A 15764-nucleotide genomic window follows, 5' to 3' on the forward strand; every position below is an offset into this window, starting at 1 on the left:
TTTTTATCCCTCCTTAACCATTAGTTTTCATCAAATAACACTTGGTCATACGATGGAAAAAGATAAATTATGAGAGGTTTATCGAAAATGGTTTCTATAATTACTGTAAACATTACTTTCGGTTTACTAAATAAATGGATTAGATGAGTATTTAGTTGGAATATAATGAAACAAAAGTGTTTTTGACGAATGATGACGAAAATAAAATAGATAATTTTCTAAAAAAAGTGTTGTAAGCGCTTTTAAAATTTGGTAACCTCGAATTATCAAGTAAATATTTAGTGAAATAAAAAAATGACAGACAAAGTTTATTTACTAAATTAAGTGTAGTGAGGTAATTGTTTATGGCGACGATCAAAGACATTGCAACACTTGCGAATGTATCTAGTTCAACAGTATCGAGGGTATTGAACAATGACCCTACCCTTACCGTACTTGATACGACTAGGGATCGAATTTTAAAAATTTCAAAGGAACTTGGTTACACTGCATTAAAAACGAGAAAAACTGAAAAACAAAGAGTGAAGAGAGCTGCTCATCAGAAAATTGGCATCTTCATGTCTTGTACAGATGAAGAAATTGTTGACGGTATTGACGATCCTTATTTTGCTTCCATTAGAAGAGCTATTGAAAATGAATGCATGTTACGAGGTCTCTTTCTAACAAGATTGATGAGAGTAAAAGACATTCAGCAAGCATCCCTAAATAATGAATTAGATGGATTGATTGTTCTTTCAGGTATGGATCTTTTGCAGTTGAAAAAAATTAAAAATCACGTAGAGCATATTGTTTTTGTGAATTATTCGTTAAACGAAAATGACTTTGATTCTATTGTAGTAGACTTCAAAAAGGCAACCTGTGAGGCAGTGAAACATTTAGTGAATTTGGGATATAAAAAAATTGGGTTTCTTGGTGGAGAAGAACGAGAATCCATGACAGGGGAAAAACTGGTAATTAAAGGCGTACGTCAAGAAACCTTTGAAAATTTACTTAAAGAACAAGGGTTATTTCGAAAGGAATATGTGTTTTTAGGTGAGTATTCAATGAAGCAAGGATATGAGTTAATGAAAACTGCATTACAAATGCATGATCTTCCAGAAGCATTCTTTGTTGCAAGTGACTCTATGGCAATGGGAGCTATACGAGCTATATGTGAAGAAAATCTCCGCATACCTGAAGATATCGCAATCGTTAGTGTGAATGATGTTGAATTTGCGAAGTTTGCAAGTCCGCCATTAACAACAGTAAAAATTTATACAGAACAAATGGGGAAGCTTGGAGTTCAACTGCTATTAGATCGCTTTGAAGGCAGGGATATTCCTATAAAAGCGATTGTTCCAACTAAACTGATCATTCGTGAAAGTTGTGGATGGAAGCAAAGAATAAAGAGATCTTCTTTATAAAAAATGCAGATGAATAGATATTGCTTAGATTGCTAGTTTCATATATTCTCGTGTTGCTAAAAAAGAAAACGTTTGTTCAAAAAATGTTAAATTTCTAATAAAATGAATCATGCATTTGGTAAATCTGAACTCTAATTCCAGATATACTGCAAGAATATTCATTATAATTTGCTTATGGTTATATGAAAGCGTTTGCTTAATTGTCTTTGCGTGGATGTAAGGATGGTACACGTTGGAGAGGTAAAATTTACTTGTTGATTTTAAGGAGGTGATGTTCTACATAGACATGTTTACCAATTGATTAACAAGGCTTTCAATCAGCATAACAAAAGGATTTCATTCACTAAGAAAATGGGGGTAAATGTAATGAAAAAGAAGCTAGCATTTTTATTGTTTGCCGTTTTACTTATCATGATTCCTGCCTTACAAGCATGTAGTAATTCAAGTTCAGGTTCATCAAATTCTGGTGATTCAGGAAGTTCGGGATCCGGTGAAAAGATTAATTTAACATTTTCTGCATGGGGGAATCCGGCTGAAATAAAAGTATACCAACGAGCAGTGGATGGATTTAATAAAGAGAATCCGGATATACAGGTGAAACTTGTTCCGATTCCTAGTGATGGTTATATCCAAAAGCTTCAAACACAACTTCAAGGCAGCCAGGCACCTGACGTATTCTATGTAGGTGATGGAGATATTTCTAAACTGGTGGAAACAGGAAAGCTCGCTCCTTTAAGTGAATTCATGAATAGCTCTGAAAGCTATGCGAAACCTGATGAGTTTGCAGAAGGACTATGGGGTGCTGCAAAAAAAGATGATGAGATCTATGGTATAACAGTGGATTGTAACCCTATGTTACTTTACTACAATAAAAAATTATTCGCTGAATTGGGGATTAAATCTCCACAGGAATATTTTGATGCTGGTGAATGGAACTTTGCTGCGATGGAAGAAGTAACAGATCAATTACGTGATGGCGGTAAATATGGTTTTATTGTAGACAACTCATGGAATACTCTTTTCAGCTGGATTTGGGCAAATGGAGGAGATGTTTATAATAAAGAGACTGGGGATTTCATTTTAGACCAAAATGATAAAGGAATTGAGGCAATGAAATTCCTTGAGAAGATGGTGAAGGATGAGAACTTTACTTATTCCGGTTCTTTGCCTAAGGGTCAGGGAGCTGAGGCAATGTTTATGTCAGGTCAAGTAGGTATGGTAAGTGCCGGAAGATGGTTTACACCATTATTTCATGAAAATAAATCATTAGAGTGGGATTACATTTCTTGGCCTTCAAATACTGAAAATAAAACAGAGCCAGTTGCTATCCCTACAGCATATATGGCTGTAAACAATGATTCAAAGAATAAAGATGCGGCTCAAAAATTTGCATCCTACTACACGTCTACATTAGGACAAGAAGCTCGTTTAGCTGGAATTGGAAATGCCATTCCGTCAATTGGAGGCATTGATGAAATTGTAACAGATTCCAAGGTTCCTGAACATGTTGATTATATTATTCAAGCGCGTGAACAAGGTTTTGCAAACGCAATCCAATCAACTATCCCAGGATTGGATAAAGAGGCTAATGACATCATGGACTTATTGTATCTTGGAAAAGATGATGCTGAGACAGCAATTGGAAAATACGCAGAAAAAGCAAAAGCTATGATCGCTGAGCACAAAGGTGAGTAACTAATTCAGAAAAGGGCGGAGATAGGTGTTATGTGCATTTCCTATCTTCCCCTTCCATTTTAGCAGAAGAAGGTGAAAACATTGAATAGTCGTCAGCAAAATCTGTGGGGATTTATTTTCCTAACTCCTCAATTAATTGGTTTACTTGCATTCTCATTAATACCAGTTCTTTTTACATTATCCTTAAGCTTCATGAAATGGGATGGATTCGGAGCAAAAGAGTTTATTGGTCTAGCAAACTATAAGGATCAATTTACAAATCCTGATTTCTGGAAAGCACTTATGAATACAGCTTATTACACAGTGTTGGTTATACCTGTTCAAATCGCTATTTCCCTTGTGGTAGCTATAGCACTTAATAAGATTAAAGGGAAAAACTTTTATCGTTTATTTTTCTTTATGCCTGTGGTCACTAGTTCTGTATCAATCGGTGTCATTTGGATGTGGATCTTAAACGGTGACTTCGGAATCTTAAACCAAGTTCTTGCGAATGTTGGTATTGATGGTCCGATGTGGTTAACAGATACAAAATGGGTTATGCCATCTATTGCGATGCTAAGTATTTGGTGGGGCTTAGGGTACAATATGGTTATCTTTTTAGCAGGTCTGCAGGGAATTTCACGCTCATATTATGAAGCAGCTGATATTGACGGTGCGTCAAACTGGCAGAAGTTCCGTCATATTACATTGCCTTTATTATCTCCAACCACTTTCTTTATTACAATCATGGCCATCATTTCATCCTTTCAGGTTTTTGACCAAGCATATGTCATGACGAGTGGAGGACCGGCAAAATCAAGCTATACATTTGTGTATCACATTTACGAAGCGGCGTTTGTTGATTTTGATATGGGAGTAAGCTCCGCTGCTGCAATGATTTTATTCGTCATTATCTTAATGTTTACACTATTCCAGTTCAAGATGTCAAAGAGGTGGGTTCATTATGAAGATCAATGATGTTCAAACGAAAACGGTACCTAATCAGAATGTATCATTAAGTATTGGGAAACGAATAAAGCCAACAAAAGTTTTACTCCATGTTGTATTAATTATTGGCTCATTTTTGATGGTTGCTCCATTTTTATGGACAGTTAGTAGTTCCTTGAAGGATATGTCACAGATTTTTCTTATACCTCCAAAATGGTTGCCGGATCCAGTAACATTTCAAAACTATCCTAACTCTCTTACAGCAATGCCTTTTGATGTCGCGTACTTTAATAGTTTTTATATTACTCTCATTGTGGTTGTATTAAACTTATTAACGTGTTCAATGGCCGCCTATGCTTTTGCGAAAATTCGATTCCGCGGCTCAAACCTTTTATTCATCTTGTTTTTAGCAACCATGATGATTCCGAAGCAAGTAACAATGGTCCCTCTTTACATCATCATGGATAACCTGGGATGGATCGATACTCACTTGTCACTAATTGTACCGTCAGGCTTGTTTAATGCATTCGGTGTGTTTTTATTAAGGCAATTTATTAAAGGGATTCCAAATGAATTAGAAGAAGCAGCAGTCATTGATGGGGCGAACCCCCTTAGAATTTACTGGAGTGTAATTCTGCCGTTAATTCGACCGGCTTTAGCGGCATTTGGTATCTTTGCGTTCATGGGAATTTGGAATGGTTTCTTAGAGCCTCTCATTTATTTAACATCACCTGAGAAATTTACTGTACCTTTGCTACTAAATACATTTAAGGGTCTTTACTTCACAGATTGGTCACTGATGATGGCAGGAACAACCATTTCCGTCATACCAGTAATCCTTGTATACATCTTTGCTCAAAGGCAAATCATTGAAGGTATTGCATTAACAGGTTCAAAGAGCTAGCTAGTTGTATTGAATGGAATATTCATATTGAAGAAGGGATGAGGAAGAATGTCGAAAATAACTTTTATAGGTGCAGGAAGTACAGTATTTGCTAAAAATGTATTAGGAGATTGTATGTTTGTTCCTGCTTTAGCCGGATTTGAATTTGCATTGTTTGATATTGATGAACAGCGTTTAAGAGATTCGGAGAATATGCTTAATAACTTAAAACAAAATTACAAGAGTAATGTTACGATCAAATCATATACTGATCGAAAGGAAGCGTTAAGAGGGGCAAAGTATGTGATTAATGCAATTCAGGTAGGCGGGTATAAGCCGAGTACGGTCATTGATTTTGAGATACCTAAGAAATATGGGTTACGCCAAACAATTGCAGATACGGTAGGAATTGGAGGTGTTTTTAGATCATTACGGACGATACCTGTTATGTTGGATTTTGCAAAAGATATGGAAGAAGTTTGCCCTGATGCCTTATTTCTAAATTATACAAATCCTATGTCAGCGTTAACAGGCGCAATGCTCCGCTTTACAAACATTAAAACAGTAGGTTTGTGTCACAGCGTACAAGTATGTACCGAGCATCTTTTCAAAGATTTAGGAATGGATCATGAAGGAATTGAAGAAAAAATAGCAGGTATAAATCACATGGCATGGCTTCTTGAAGTGAAGCGTGATGGCAAGGATCTCTATCCGGAAATTAAGCGCCGCGCAAAAGAAAGACAGAAAACAAAACATCATGATATGGTCCGTTATGAGTTGATGGATAAATTCGGATACTATGTGACGGAATCTTCTGAGCATAACGCGGAATATCACCCTTACTTTATTAAGCGTAACTATCCGGAGTTGATTGACCGTTTCAATATTCCATTAGATGAATATCCTCGTCGTTGTGTTGAACAAATCGAAAGATGGGAAACGATGCGAGAAGATATGGTAAACAATAGTCAGCTTACTCATACACGTTCACATGAATATGGCTCTCGTATAATAGAAGCAATGGAAACGAACATTCCCTTTAAGTTTGGTGGCAATGTCTTAAATACAGGGCGTCTTATCAGCAATTTGCCTGAAAATGCATGTGTTGAAGTTCCTTGTGTGGTTGATCGAAGTGGTATTATGCCAACCTATGTTGGAGATCTGCCAGAGCAATTAGCAGCACTTAACAGAACAAATATTAATACACAGCTTCTAACAATTGAAGCAGCGATGACAGGAAAACGAGAAGCGGTTTACCAGGCTGCCCTCCTTGATCCGCATACTGCTGCAGAACTTTCAATGGATGACATTATTGCAATGTGTGATGATTTAATTGAAGCTCATGGTGATTGGTTGCCGCAGTTTGCGAATCAAAAGGCAATAGTAAAATAAAGAAAAAGCGACTAATTCTATTAAGAATAGAAGTTGGTCGCTTTTTAGCATTCCAAATTGTTTGAAACTTTCTATTCAGTAATTTCGTATATATAAAGAGAGGAGGGGAAATAGATGGGAGATCCATATTATTCTGGTGATGTCTTATTTCAAATTGTTCCAATATTCATTGGTATTATTTTTATTATTGTGTTTGGAAGTATTCTGTTTACAGTGTTTAAGGGAATTGGTCAATGGAAGAAAAATGAGCAGTCACCACGCTTATCTGTTCCTGCGGAAGTAAAGACTAAGCGTACACATGTAAGGAGAGTAGGTCAAGAAGGTCATTCAAGTACTTCATATTTTGTAACATTTGAGTTTTCCAGTGGTGACCGTTCAGAATTAAACATGTCAGGCAAGGAATATGGATATCTTGCTGAAGGTGATGTTGGAATTTTGACTTTTCAAGGTACCCGATTTTTAGGGTTTGAACGAAAACAACAAGTAGAAGAATAAACATTATTAATGGAGTTGGGTTTATGATCAAAGTAGAAAGTATTCATCATGTTAGTCTATCTGTAACAGATTTACAAAAAGCTAAACATTTTTACGGGACACTTTTAGGATTTAAGGAATTAAAGAGGCCACCTTTTGATTTTCCTGGGGCATGGTATCAAATTGGAGATCAACAGTTGCATTTAATTGTACATAATAGTTCCACAACACTTCGCAATACTGATGAAATTGACTCAAGAGATGGACATTTTGCTATAAGAGTAAAAGATTATAAGGAAACTTTACATTACTTAAAAGAAGTTGGTGTAGAAATAAAGGAAAAACCTAATAGTACAAGCGGATTTGCACAAATATTTTGCATGGATCCCGATCACAATTTAATTGAATTTAATGTTGATCAAGAAACATTGGAAGATCGTAAACTTTAATAAATAAAAGAGCTAGTTATATGTCCTCTATTTTATTCGTGCCAATCTACTTATTCTATTCAAATAGGTATGAGTCATTTCTATCAAAAATATAAATTTCCAATATTTCCATTTAAATCGTATCCAGAATTTAGTATATATAAAGTAGGTCAGTTTTACATTTCACTAAATGAGGAGGAAAAAAATGGATCAAACACCACAAGTTAAATTAGTTCCTTTTACAATCAATTCAATTGTGGATCAAACAAATGAAACTCCGAAGGGCGTTAGTTTAATTCAGGCTCCTGAGATTTGGGAGGAGAGCAACCAAGGAGAAGGTATTGTAGTAGCTGTTATTGATACTGGTGTTGATATAGACCATCCTGATCTTAAGAATCAAATTATTGGTGGAAGAAATTTTACAACTGATTTTAATGGCGATCCAGACATGTTTGAAGACAATAATGGTCATGGTACTCATGTTTCTGGTACAATAGCTGCTTCTTTAAATAATGATGGTGTTGTAGGAGTAGCACCAAAGGCGAATATATTAAGTTTAAAAGTGTTATCCGGTGAAGGATCGGGTAATTATGAATGGATTATAAATGCAATTAACTATGCTGTTGATTGGCGGGGACCTCAAAATCAACGAGTTCGGGTTATTTCTATGTCACTTGGTGGTCCTGAAGATGTTCCTGAGCTTCATAAAGCGGTAAAAAATGCGGTAGACCACGGTATATCTGTCGTAGTTGCAGCTGGAAATGAGGGAGACGACAGAGAAGATACATTTGAGTATTCTTATCCCGGAAGTTATAACGAGGTTATTCAGGTAGGTGCAGTGAGTCATAATTTAGAGCTTGCACCATTTACAAATACAAATTCAGAAGTAGATTTAGTGGCACCTGGTGTGGATGTCGTGTCAACATATCCGGATAATAAATACGCATCTCTATCCGGCACTTCAATGGCTACCCCACATGTAGCAGGAGCAATCGCTTTACTTATAAATTTAAGTGAAAGAGAGTTTAATCGATCACTAATAGAATCAGAAATATATGCCCAGCTCGTTAGAAGAACGTTGCCATTAGGCTACAGAAAAAGCTCAGAAGGAAATGGTTTTCTTGTCCTTAACTTAGTAGATAAAATTTATGAAATCATTAATGTAGCACGATTGAATATACCTTTACAACAAAAGTAAATGGTTTTACATCAATTAGCCCACATAATAGAGCCTTGTGAAACTCTAAAGTGTGGGCTTTTTATTAGGCTATTTTCACAAAGAATGTTGCTTATGAATTTTGTTTATACTTCTGGAGCGCAATGAAACGAACTAATCATTACCTTTAACTTTTAATAAAGAACAATTCGTTTGCTCAATGATTAGGAGGGAAAATCATGGACCAGGTAAATCGTAAATTATTGTACCAAGAAGTAGATTTAGATGAACTTTTAGTAGAAGTAAAGCATAATAAAATTAGAATGAATAAAGAAGAAGAGTATTACGATAAAGAAGAAGATCAAAAAATAATCAATCAATACTATCGGGATATCTTATTTCATACCACAGATAATAAAGAATTTTTTTTGCAATTAAGTGAATTAATTACTAAAACCCATGAAATCCATCTTCCATACAATTCAACTACTAGAAATTATCTATACTCCTGGGTAGATTTGCAAATGGATGGAACGTTAAAGAGCATCTATTCCGGAAAAAATAAGGACCCGGAGCAGCTTATAAAAGAAGACTATGAGGCTGAGTTGAGCAGAGAGAAGGCCTATAGCAAGCTAAAGAAAATGACATTAGGACATGAAGCTGTCATACAGGACTCGATCAAGGTCATAGAGAAGGAAAATATGTATAATTGTGAGCACGTTGTCCCACAATCTTGGTTTGATAAAGATAATCCTATGAGAGGAGATTTACACCATTTATTTACATGTGAAAAAACATGCAACTCGTTAAGATCTAATTATCCTTATCATGATTTTACTGACTATTCTCCTGAATTTGCGTTAAAAGGAATAGCAACAGAATGTGGGAAATATGAAGAACAAAAGTTTGAACCTGAAAGTGGAAAAGGAGAAGTAGCAAGATCAACATTGTATTTTTTATTGAGATATCCAAATGAAATTAATCATTATGACCAAAAAGATATTAAATTGCTTTTAAAATGGCATAATGAGTTTATGGTAACAACGCATGAAAAGCATCGAAATAAAGCTATTTTTGAAAAGCAAAAGAATAGAAACCCATTAATAGACTTCCCTCAAATTGCCGATAAAATTGATTTTTCTGTGGGGTTAAAATAGACAATAATGTAATGCAAATAACCTTGTGCAACTATTTTTCTTTTGCACAAGGTTATTTTAATGCTTAAATATAGAATATCTATAATTATTTATCCAAAGTTCATTTTTTTGAACGATGAAATCTGAACATCCAACTAAACTTCCTTTTTGCAAAAAAGACAATGATAAGTAATTGCACTTAGTTTATTCAGTAGATAAAGTAAATACAGGTATGATAAAGTAAATACAGGTATGATAAAGTAAGAAAGTAGTATTTTACTATATTAGTTATTCATAAAGGTTGGGGATGGGCTTGAATGTGGATTAAATTAGGTAGATACAATACATTACGTAATCAAATATTACTAGTTTTTATTACAGTGATGACAATTGTTTTGTGTTTTGTTGGTATCATGACGTATTTTATTGTTTCAACATTATTGCAAGACAATGCTGAAAAACAAATACAGCAGACTGCAGTCGAAGCAAACGGAAGGATGGAATCGCTTCACCAGCAAATTGATTTATTAACAAGACAAGTTGCAACAAATTCAACCATACAACAGATGCTTCAAGATGAATCACAGGGAAAACTGGCTACTTTTCAACAAAGACAAGCATTAGTCCGGCTTAGTAATGAATACTTAACCTACACAAATGGTATAAATAATTTAGAAATTTACTCAGCTGATAATCGAAAGTTAATCCCTCTTGATGGTGAAGCATTAAATAAGCGGATAAGTCAGAGCTGGATTTCAGAAGCTGACAGGGCCGAAGGAAAATTGGTCTGGATAGGACAAGACCCCAATGAACCCTATTATTACCTTGCGATAAGAAGAGTTAGCTTAATCGATCGATGGTTTTCAAACGGTGGGTATATCGTATTACAAATTAATCCTAATTATTTTGAATTCAGTGAAACCCGACTAAACAATGAATATATGATTCTGGTGGATCAAAATAATAAGCAAATTTCAAGTAATTACAATGGAGATATTTCACCAATCATTAAGGAAAAAGAAAAAACACTAACATTAAATGGAAGCGATTTCATGTTGGTGAAACAAACATCTTCTATTACAGGATGGACACTGTATATTTTAACACCAGTTAATGAGGTCATGGGCGGTATTACTGTATTGCGGTCAGCTATTCTTTTATCAGGTATTTTTGGGTTTTTAATTTTCTCCTTTTTTGCGGTGTTTTTATCTACTATGATTACGAAACCGATTTTTCGTTTAACAAAAACAATGAAGAAAGCAAGTGAGGGAGAACTTACGTTGAATCCGCAGATATCTTCGACAATTGAAATTAATAGACTTAATGAATCGTATAATCAGCTTGTTGAAAATACGAATGAACTAATTCAAGTTGTTTATGAAAAAGAAATATTAAAAAGTCATGCTGAATTAAAAGCTTTGCAATCCCAAATTAATCCCCATTTTCTTTTCAATACATTGGATGCAATGTACTGGTCTTTAGATGAAAAAGGTGAGGATGAGCTGGCGGAAACGGTATTGGCTATGTCGGAATTATTTCGTTATACCATCAGTAACCAAAAACAAGATGAATGGGTAAGCATTAAACAGGAATTAGAGCATGTTGAATTGTATATGCAGCTCATGAAAATGAGATTTGGAGAACGATTTACCTGGCAGGTAAGTATATCTTCAGAATTGGAAACTGTTCCTATTCCTAAGTTGCTCATTCAGCCGATTGTAGAGAATGCCATTTTACATGGAGTTGGCAATAAAGTTGGAAGCGGTTTTGTGCATGTCATTGTGGAATTATCTTCTCATCCAGGTTATATCATGATTTCAGTCCTTGATACAGGTCCTGGTATGGAGATGGACACCATAAAGAAAATTAAAGGCTTGCTGGACAAAGGGAAGGTATCATCATTAAAGGGGAATGGTATGGCACTTAGTAATGTAAATAAACGCTTAAATCTTTACTATAAACAGCATGAATTAAATGGAATTAACATTTCAAGCAAACCAAACGAAGGAACTTGTGTGTCGTTTCAAATTCCGATAAATAGAGGTGGGGCATATGTTGAAAAAAACAATTTTAATCGTGGATGATGAGCCTAGAACAAGGCAAGGATTGAAGAAAACGCTTGAAGATTGGGCAAATGGACAGTTTGAAATTATCTGCACAGATGGAGCAACTGCAGCAATAGATATTTTAAAACAAAAAGAAATCCATATTTTAATTACAGATATTTCTATGCCTGAAATGAATGGAATAGAAATGCTCAAAAGACTTCAAGTACAAAAGCAATATCCTGTTGTAATTATTATCTCTGCATACTCAGAATTTGATTATGCACAAGAAGCAATTCAATTAGGTGTGCTAAATTACTTATTAAAGCCTCTTAGTAAAAAGAAATTAATAGAAGCCGTTGAGAAAGCTGTTGAAGTTCAAAAGAAACGTGAAAGAGAAGGAAAACTGACAAGGATTATTGATGAGAGGTTAGTAGATGTAAAGGTAGAGGAAAAGGAGGAAGATTCCCATATTCAGAGAGCGATGAATTATGTTGATCAACATCTTAATGAGCAACTAACACTAAAAGAAGTGGCAGCCTTTGTTCACCTAAATTCCAGTTATTTTAGCGTGCTTTTTAAGGATCAAACAAAAATGACTTTTAGCGAATATGTAACGAGAAGCCGTCTGCAGAAAGCAAAAAACCTTTTAATCGAGTCAAACTTGCCTGTATCAGAGATTGCAGAAGCGGTTGGATATAATACCGCTAAATACTTCATAAAAATTTTTAAGGAATACGAGGGACAAACCCCAAGCAAATATCGAAAAACGGCAATGATGAAGGATTTCTAAAATAAGTGGAATTTTCCCCAACCATCGTTACCTTATTCTATAGAAAAAACGTTGATATAATGACGTTGTAAGCGCATAACAAAGGAATGATAAAAAGTAAGAGGGGGAAAGATTCATGTTAAAAAAGAAAGCGATATCAATATTTTTTGCCCTTACAATGATTTTAGGGCTCGCATTAACAGGTTGTTCAAGCTCCAGCTCAGGAGAGTCAAGTGAAGGGAGCTCTGGTAGAGATGATGTTACAGTAAAACTCATGCACCTTTGGCCTTCGGGAAGCTCGAAACAACATAATATGATTGTCAATGACATTGCAGCAGAATATGAAAAAGCAAATCCAGGGGTTAAAATTGAACAAGAAATTTTAAGTAATGAGCAATACAAGGAAAAACTAAAAGTACTGTCAGCATCAAATGAGTTACCAGATGTCGGAATGACATGGGCAGCAGGGTTCTTAGATCCATACGTAAAGGGAAATAAATTTGCACCACTTGATGATATTTTAGAAGGTGGTCTAAAAGATTCTTTTATCGCAGGAACAACTGAAGCTTATGCTGTAGATGGAAAAACATATGGTTTACCACTTGAATTAAACATTGCACCAGTGTACTACAATAAGAAAATCTTTGAAAAATACAATCTAGACGTACCTGAAACTTATGAAGACTTTAAAAACATTGTAAAGACCCTTTCAGACAATGGTGTGACACCAATAACATTAGGAAACAAAGATCGTTGGACTGGGTCTTTATGGTATATGTATTTAGCTGACCGTCTCGGTGGTCCTGAAACATTAACAAATGCTATCAATCGTTCTGGAACTTTTGAAGATCCAGCACTAGTTAAAGCTGCGGAAGAAATTCAAAATTTAGTTGGTATGGATGCATTTGTAAAGGGTTTCAACGGATTATCCAATGATGAAGCAAAAGGTCCGTTTATGAATGAGCAAGCAGCTATGTACTTAATGGGTTCTTGGGAATTACCAAACTACACTACAAATGAAGATGTTCCACAGGAATTCAGAGATTCAATTGGATTCTTTAAATTCCCAACTGTTGAAGGTGGAAAAGGTGATATTAACAGCTTTGTTGGTGGTCCTGGAGTAGGTTTGTTCGTTTCTGAAGATTCAGAGGTGAAAGAAGAAGCGAAAAAATTCGTGAAATTCTTTGTGCAAAAATGGGGTGAGCGTTCAGTAACAGATGCTGGCGTTATCCCTGCAACAAAAGTTGACACAGCTTCTGTTGATTTACCACAAATGTATATTGATGTATTAGATGAGCTAAGCAATGCAAGTAATATTACATTATACGCCGATGTTCAAATGAGTGCATCTGTTGCAGAAGAGCACTTAAATATGATTCAAGCATTATTTGGTGGAGAAGTAAAACCGGAAGAATTTGCGAAAGCACATGAAGAAGCTCTTGCTAGTGAGGAGTAAGCTAACGGTCTTTAGAAGCATGTGAAGTGAAAAAGGACATATCAATATTGAGCGATATGTCCTTTTTTATACCCATATAGCCTCAATAAAGTTATCTCTCCGCAAAACAAAACTTCAAATTTCATTTTTTTGAAATATAAATGACGGGGATGTAAGTCCTGAATCATACCAACCTTTAAAAAGAAAGGTGAGAAAACAATGGATAAAGTGATGTCCAATAAATTAGTCATTGCACTATATGTTTTACCTGCACTATTACTCATTTTGGTATTAATTTATGTGCCAATCGCTTTAACGGGTTATTATGGATTAATGAAATGGGATGGAATAGGAGAGATGACCTTCATCGGTCTTGATAATTATATTGAATTATTATCAGATGGAGAGTTCTGGACTAGTGCGTATCATTCTTTTTTACTAGCGATATTTTCAGCTTTAAGTTTAGTAGGCTATCTAATCATTTCATTAGTACTTGCCGGAAAGATTAAAGGAGCGAATTTTTTAAGGAAAATATATCTCATTCCAATGCTGCTTTCTTCAGTTGCCATAGCTCAGCTTTGGTTAAAGGTCTATCATCCTTCAAACGGATTGGTGAACAGTTTACTTATGTCATTGGGTATAGATAACCCGCCTGCATGGCTTGCAGAACCTAAGTATGTGCTGGGTGCTATATTTGTTCCGATTATTTGGCAATATGCAGGGTTTTATATCTTAATCTATTATGCAGCTTTGAAAAACATACCTGAGTCTCTTATTGAAGCTGCAAGAATTGATGGAGCAAATGCTTTTCAAATTGCTTATAAAATTAAAGTTCCGCTTATTGCAGGTGTCATTAAGGTAACAATTGTGTTAGCGATTGTTGGTTCACTAAAATATTTTGATCTTATCTATGTGATGACTGGTGGAGGACCAAATGGTTCAAGTGAGGTCATGGCATCCTATATGTACCAAAAGGCATTTGGGACATATGACTTCGGCTACGGTAGCGCAGTTGGCTTCTTCTTACTACTAATCTGTTTAGTCGTAACATGGATTATTCGAAAACTAACAGCCACTGGCGAAGAAATTCAGTATTAAGAAAGGAGCGGGATCCACATGAGCATAGAAGTGAAACAACAAACACACTCAAATGTTACTGCCACTACCAAAAAGTCAGAAAGTATGATAGGAAAACGAATTGGATATGGACTGCTATATCTTGTTCTTGCAGTTATTGCTGTCTTTCAAGTATATCCACTTATTTGGTTATTCTTCTTCTCATTAAAAGATAATCAAGAGGTATTTAGCAACTCTCCATTTGCTCTCCCAACGAATCCAAAATGGGAGAATTACACAACCGTTTGGACAGAAGGGAATATTAGTTTATATTTCTTTAATAGTGTTTGGATAACCGTATTAGCGGTTGTTTTAACAGTACTTTTAGCGAGCTTCGTTACGTTCGCGATTACGAGAATGAAATGGAAGTTAAATAAATTAGTATTAGGTTTATTTATGGTAGGGTTGATGATTCCTGTTCACTCAACATTAATTCCGCTTTTTGATTTTTTCTTGAAGCTCAATTTAATTGATCATCCATTGTCTGTTGTTTTATCATATGTAGCTTTTAACCTGCCAATTACGATTATGATTTTAATGGGCTTTTATTACACATTACCACGTGAGGTAGAAGAGGCTGCTGTTATTGACGGGTGTTCCATACATCGTATTTTCTTTCAAATAACATTACCGATGACAGCTCCTGTTTTATCGACTACTGTCATTATCAATATGATATACAACTGGAATGAGTTTATATTTATCAACACCTTCATTAGTTCTGATAAATATAAAACATTAACAGTCGGAATTCAAAACTTTATCGGGCAATACATGACAGAGTGGGGTGCAATCGGTGCAACACTTATGATCAGTATAATTCCAATATTAATTGCCTTCTTCTTCTTTAGTAATCGAATTGTAGAAGGAATTGCTGCTGGTTCTGTAAAAGGATAATTCTT

The 15764-nt window shown here is 35.2% G+C and carries 14 protein-coding genes; all 14 read left to right on the forward strand.

The window, feature by feature from the left end; all coding sequences use genetic code 11:
- The first annotated feature begins 344 nt into the window (after positions 1-344).
- The 14 genes from LC095_RS08510 to LC095_RS08575 all read left to right on the forward strand — a co-directional run bounded on the left by LC095_RS08510 (position 345) and on the right by LC095_RS08575 (position 15759).
- On the forward strand, positions 345-1403 hold the full coding sequence (locus tag LC095_RS08510; protein WP_226527748.1) for a LacI family DNA-binding transcriptional regulator: 1059 nt from the start codon (positions 345-347) through the stop codon (positions 1401-1403).
- A gap of 366 nt (positions 1404-1769) precedes the next feature.
- On the forward strand, positions 1770-3098 hold the full coding sequence (locus LC095_RS08515) for an ABC transporter substrate-binding protein (protein WP_226527749.1): 1329 nt from the start codon (positions 1770-1772) through the stop codon (positions 3096-3098).
- An 81-nt stretch (positions 3099-3179) separates the two neighbouring features.
- Positions 3180-4055: a carbohydrate ABC transporter permease gene (locus tag LC095_RS08520; protein WP_226527751.1), complete on the forward strand. Its 876-nt coding sequence runs from the start codon at positions 3180-3182 to the stop codon at positions 4053-4055.
- Positions 4042-4929: a carbohydrate ABC transporter permease gene (locus LC095_RS08525; protein WP_226527752.1), complete on the forward strand. Its 888-nt coding sequence runs from the start codon at positions 4042-4044 to the stop codon at positions 4927-4929. The genes LC095_RS08520 and LC095_RS08525 overlap by 14 nt, the downstream gene beginning before the upstream one ends.
- 48 nt (positions 4930-4977) lie before the next feature.
- Positions 4978-6300 carry an alpha-glucosidase/alpha-galactosidase gene (locus LC095_RS08530; RefSeq protein ID WP_226527754.1) on the forward strand — a complete coding sequence of 441 codons (1323 nt, stop codon included), beginning with the start codon at positions 4978-4980 and terminating at the stop codon, positions 6298-6300.
- 114 nt (positions 6301-6414) lie between these two features.
- Positions 6415-6795 (forward strand): DUF2500 domain-containing protein, encoded by a 381-nt coding sequence (locus LC095_RS08535; RefSeq protein WP_226527756.1) that lies wholly within the window; start codon positions 6415-6417, stop codon positions 6793-6795.
- Positions 6796-6818: 23 nt separating this feature from the next.
- A complete protein-coding gene (locus LC095_RS08540) occupies positions 6819-7223 on the forward strand; it encodes a VOC family protein (protein ID WP_226527757.1) in 405 nt (134 codons plus the stop codon).
- Between the two features lie 184 nt (positions 7224-7407).
- Positions 7408-8400, forward strand: coding sequence for a S8 family peptidase (locus LC095_RS08545; protein ID WP_226527759.1), 993 nt, complete (start codon positions 7408-7410; stop codon positions 8398-8400).
- 197 nt (positions 8401-8597) lie between these two features.
- The gene (locus tag LC095_RS08550) at positions 8598-9515 is read left to right on the forward strand and encodes an endonuclease I family protein (protein WP_226527760.1); all 918 of its coding nucleotides are present in this window, start codon (positions 8598-8600) and stop codon (positions 9513-9515) included.
- A 296-nt stretch (positions 9516-9811) separates the two neighbouring features.
- On the forward strand, positions 9812-11578 hold the full coding sequence (locus LC095_RS08555; protein WP_226527762.1) for a sensor histidine kinase: 1767 nt from the start codon (positions 9812-9814) through the stop codon (positions 11576-11578).
- Complete coding sequence (locus tag LC095_RS08560) at positions 11547-12332, forward strand: response regulator transcription factor (RefSeq protein ID WP_226527763.1); 786 nt, start codon at positions 11547-11549, stop codon at positions 12330-12332. Before LC095_RS08555 ends, LC095_RS08560 begins: the two co-directional genes overlap by 32 nt.
- Positions 12333-12447: 115 nt before the next feature.
- On the forward strand, positions 12448-13767 hold the full coding sequence (locus LC095_RS08565) for an extracellular solute-binding protein (protein WP_226527764.1): 1320 nt from the start codon (positions 12448-12450) through the stop codon (positions 13765-13767).
- 198 nt (positions 13768-13965) lie between these two features.
- Positions 13966-14844, forward strand: coding sequence for a carbohydrate ABC transporter permease (locus LC095_RS08570; RefSeq protein WP_226527765.1), 879 nt, complete (start codon positions 13966-13968; stop codon positions 14842-14844).
- Positions 14845-14928: 84 nt separating this feature from the next.
- Positions 14929-15759, forward strand: a complete 831-nt coding sequence (locus LC095_RS08575) for a carbohydrate ABC transporter permease (RefSeq protein ID WP_226527842.1) — start codon at positions 14929-14931, stop codon at positions 15757-15759.
- Positions 15760-15764: the final 5 nt, after the last annotated feature.

The sequence above is a fragment of the Metabacillus niabensis genome (assembly GCF_020524345.1).
GTDB classification, from domain to species: Bacteria; Bacillota; Bacilli; order Bacillales; family Bacillaceae; genus Metabacillus; species Metabacillus niabensis_B.

Coding starts and splice junctions, on each gene's coding strand:
- LC095_RS08510 (WP_226527748.1), top strand. CDS start 345: ATGGCGACGATCAAAGACATTGCAACACTTGCGAATGTATCTAGTTCA.
- LC095_RS08515 (WP_226527749.1), top strand. CDS start 1,770: ATGAAAAAGAAGCTAGCATTTTTATTGTTTGCCGTTTTACTTATCATG.
- LC095_RS08525 (WP_226527752.1), top strand. CDS start 4,042: ATGAAGATCAATGATGTTCAAACGAAAACGGTACCTAATCAGAATGTA.
- LC095_RS08530 (WP_226527754.1), top strand. CDS start 4,978: ATGTCGAAAATAACTTTTATAGGTGCAGGAAGTACAGTATTTGCTAAA.
- LC095_RS08535 (WP_226527756.1), top strand. CDS start 6,415: ATGGGAGATCCATATTATTCTGGTGATGTCTTATTTCAAATTGTTCCA.
- LC095_RS08540 (WP_226527757.1), top strand. CDS start 6,819: ATGATCAAAGTAGAAAGTATTCATCATGTTAGTCTATCTGTAACAGAT.
- LC095_RS08545 (WP_226527759.1), top strand. CDS start 7,408: ATGGATCAAACACCACAAGTTAAATTAGTTCCTTTTACAATCAATTCA.
- LC095_RS08550 (WP_226527760.1), top strand. CDS start 8,598: ATGGACCAGGTAAATCGTAAATTATTGTACCAAGAAGTAGATTTAGAT.
- LC095_RS08555 (WP_226527762.1), top strand. CDS start 9,812: ATGTGGATTAAATTAGGTAGATACAATACATTACGTAATCAAATATTA.
- LC095_RS08560 (WP_226527763.1), top strand. CDS start 11,547: ATGTTGAAAAAAACAATTTTAATCGTGGATGATGAGCCTAGAACAAGG.
- LC095_RS08565 (WP_226527764.1), top strand. CDS start 12,448: ATGTTAAAAAAGAAAGCGATATCAATATTTTTTGCCCTTACAATGATT.
- LC095_RS08570 (WP_226527765.1), top strand. CDS start 13,966: ATGGATAAAGTGATGTCCAATAAATTAGTCATTGCACTATATGTTTTA.
- LC095_RS08575 (WP_226527842.1), top strand. CDS start 14,929: ATGATAGGAAAACGAATTGGATATGGACTGCTATATCTTGTTCTTGCA.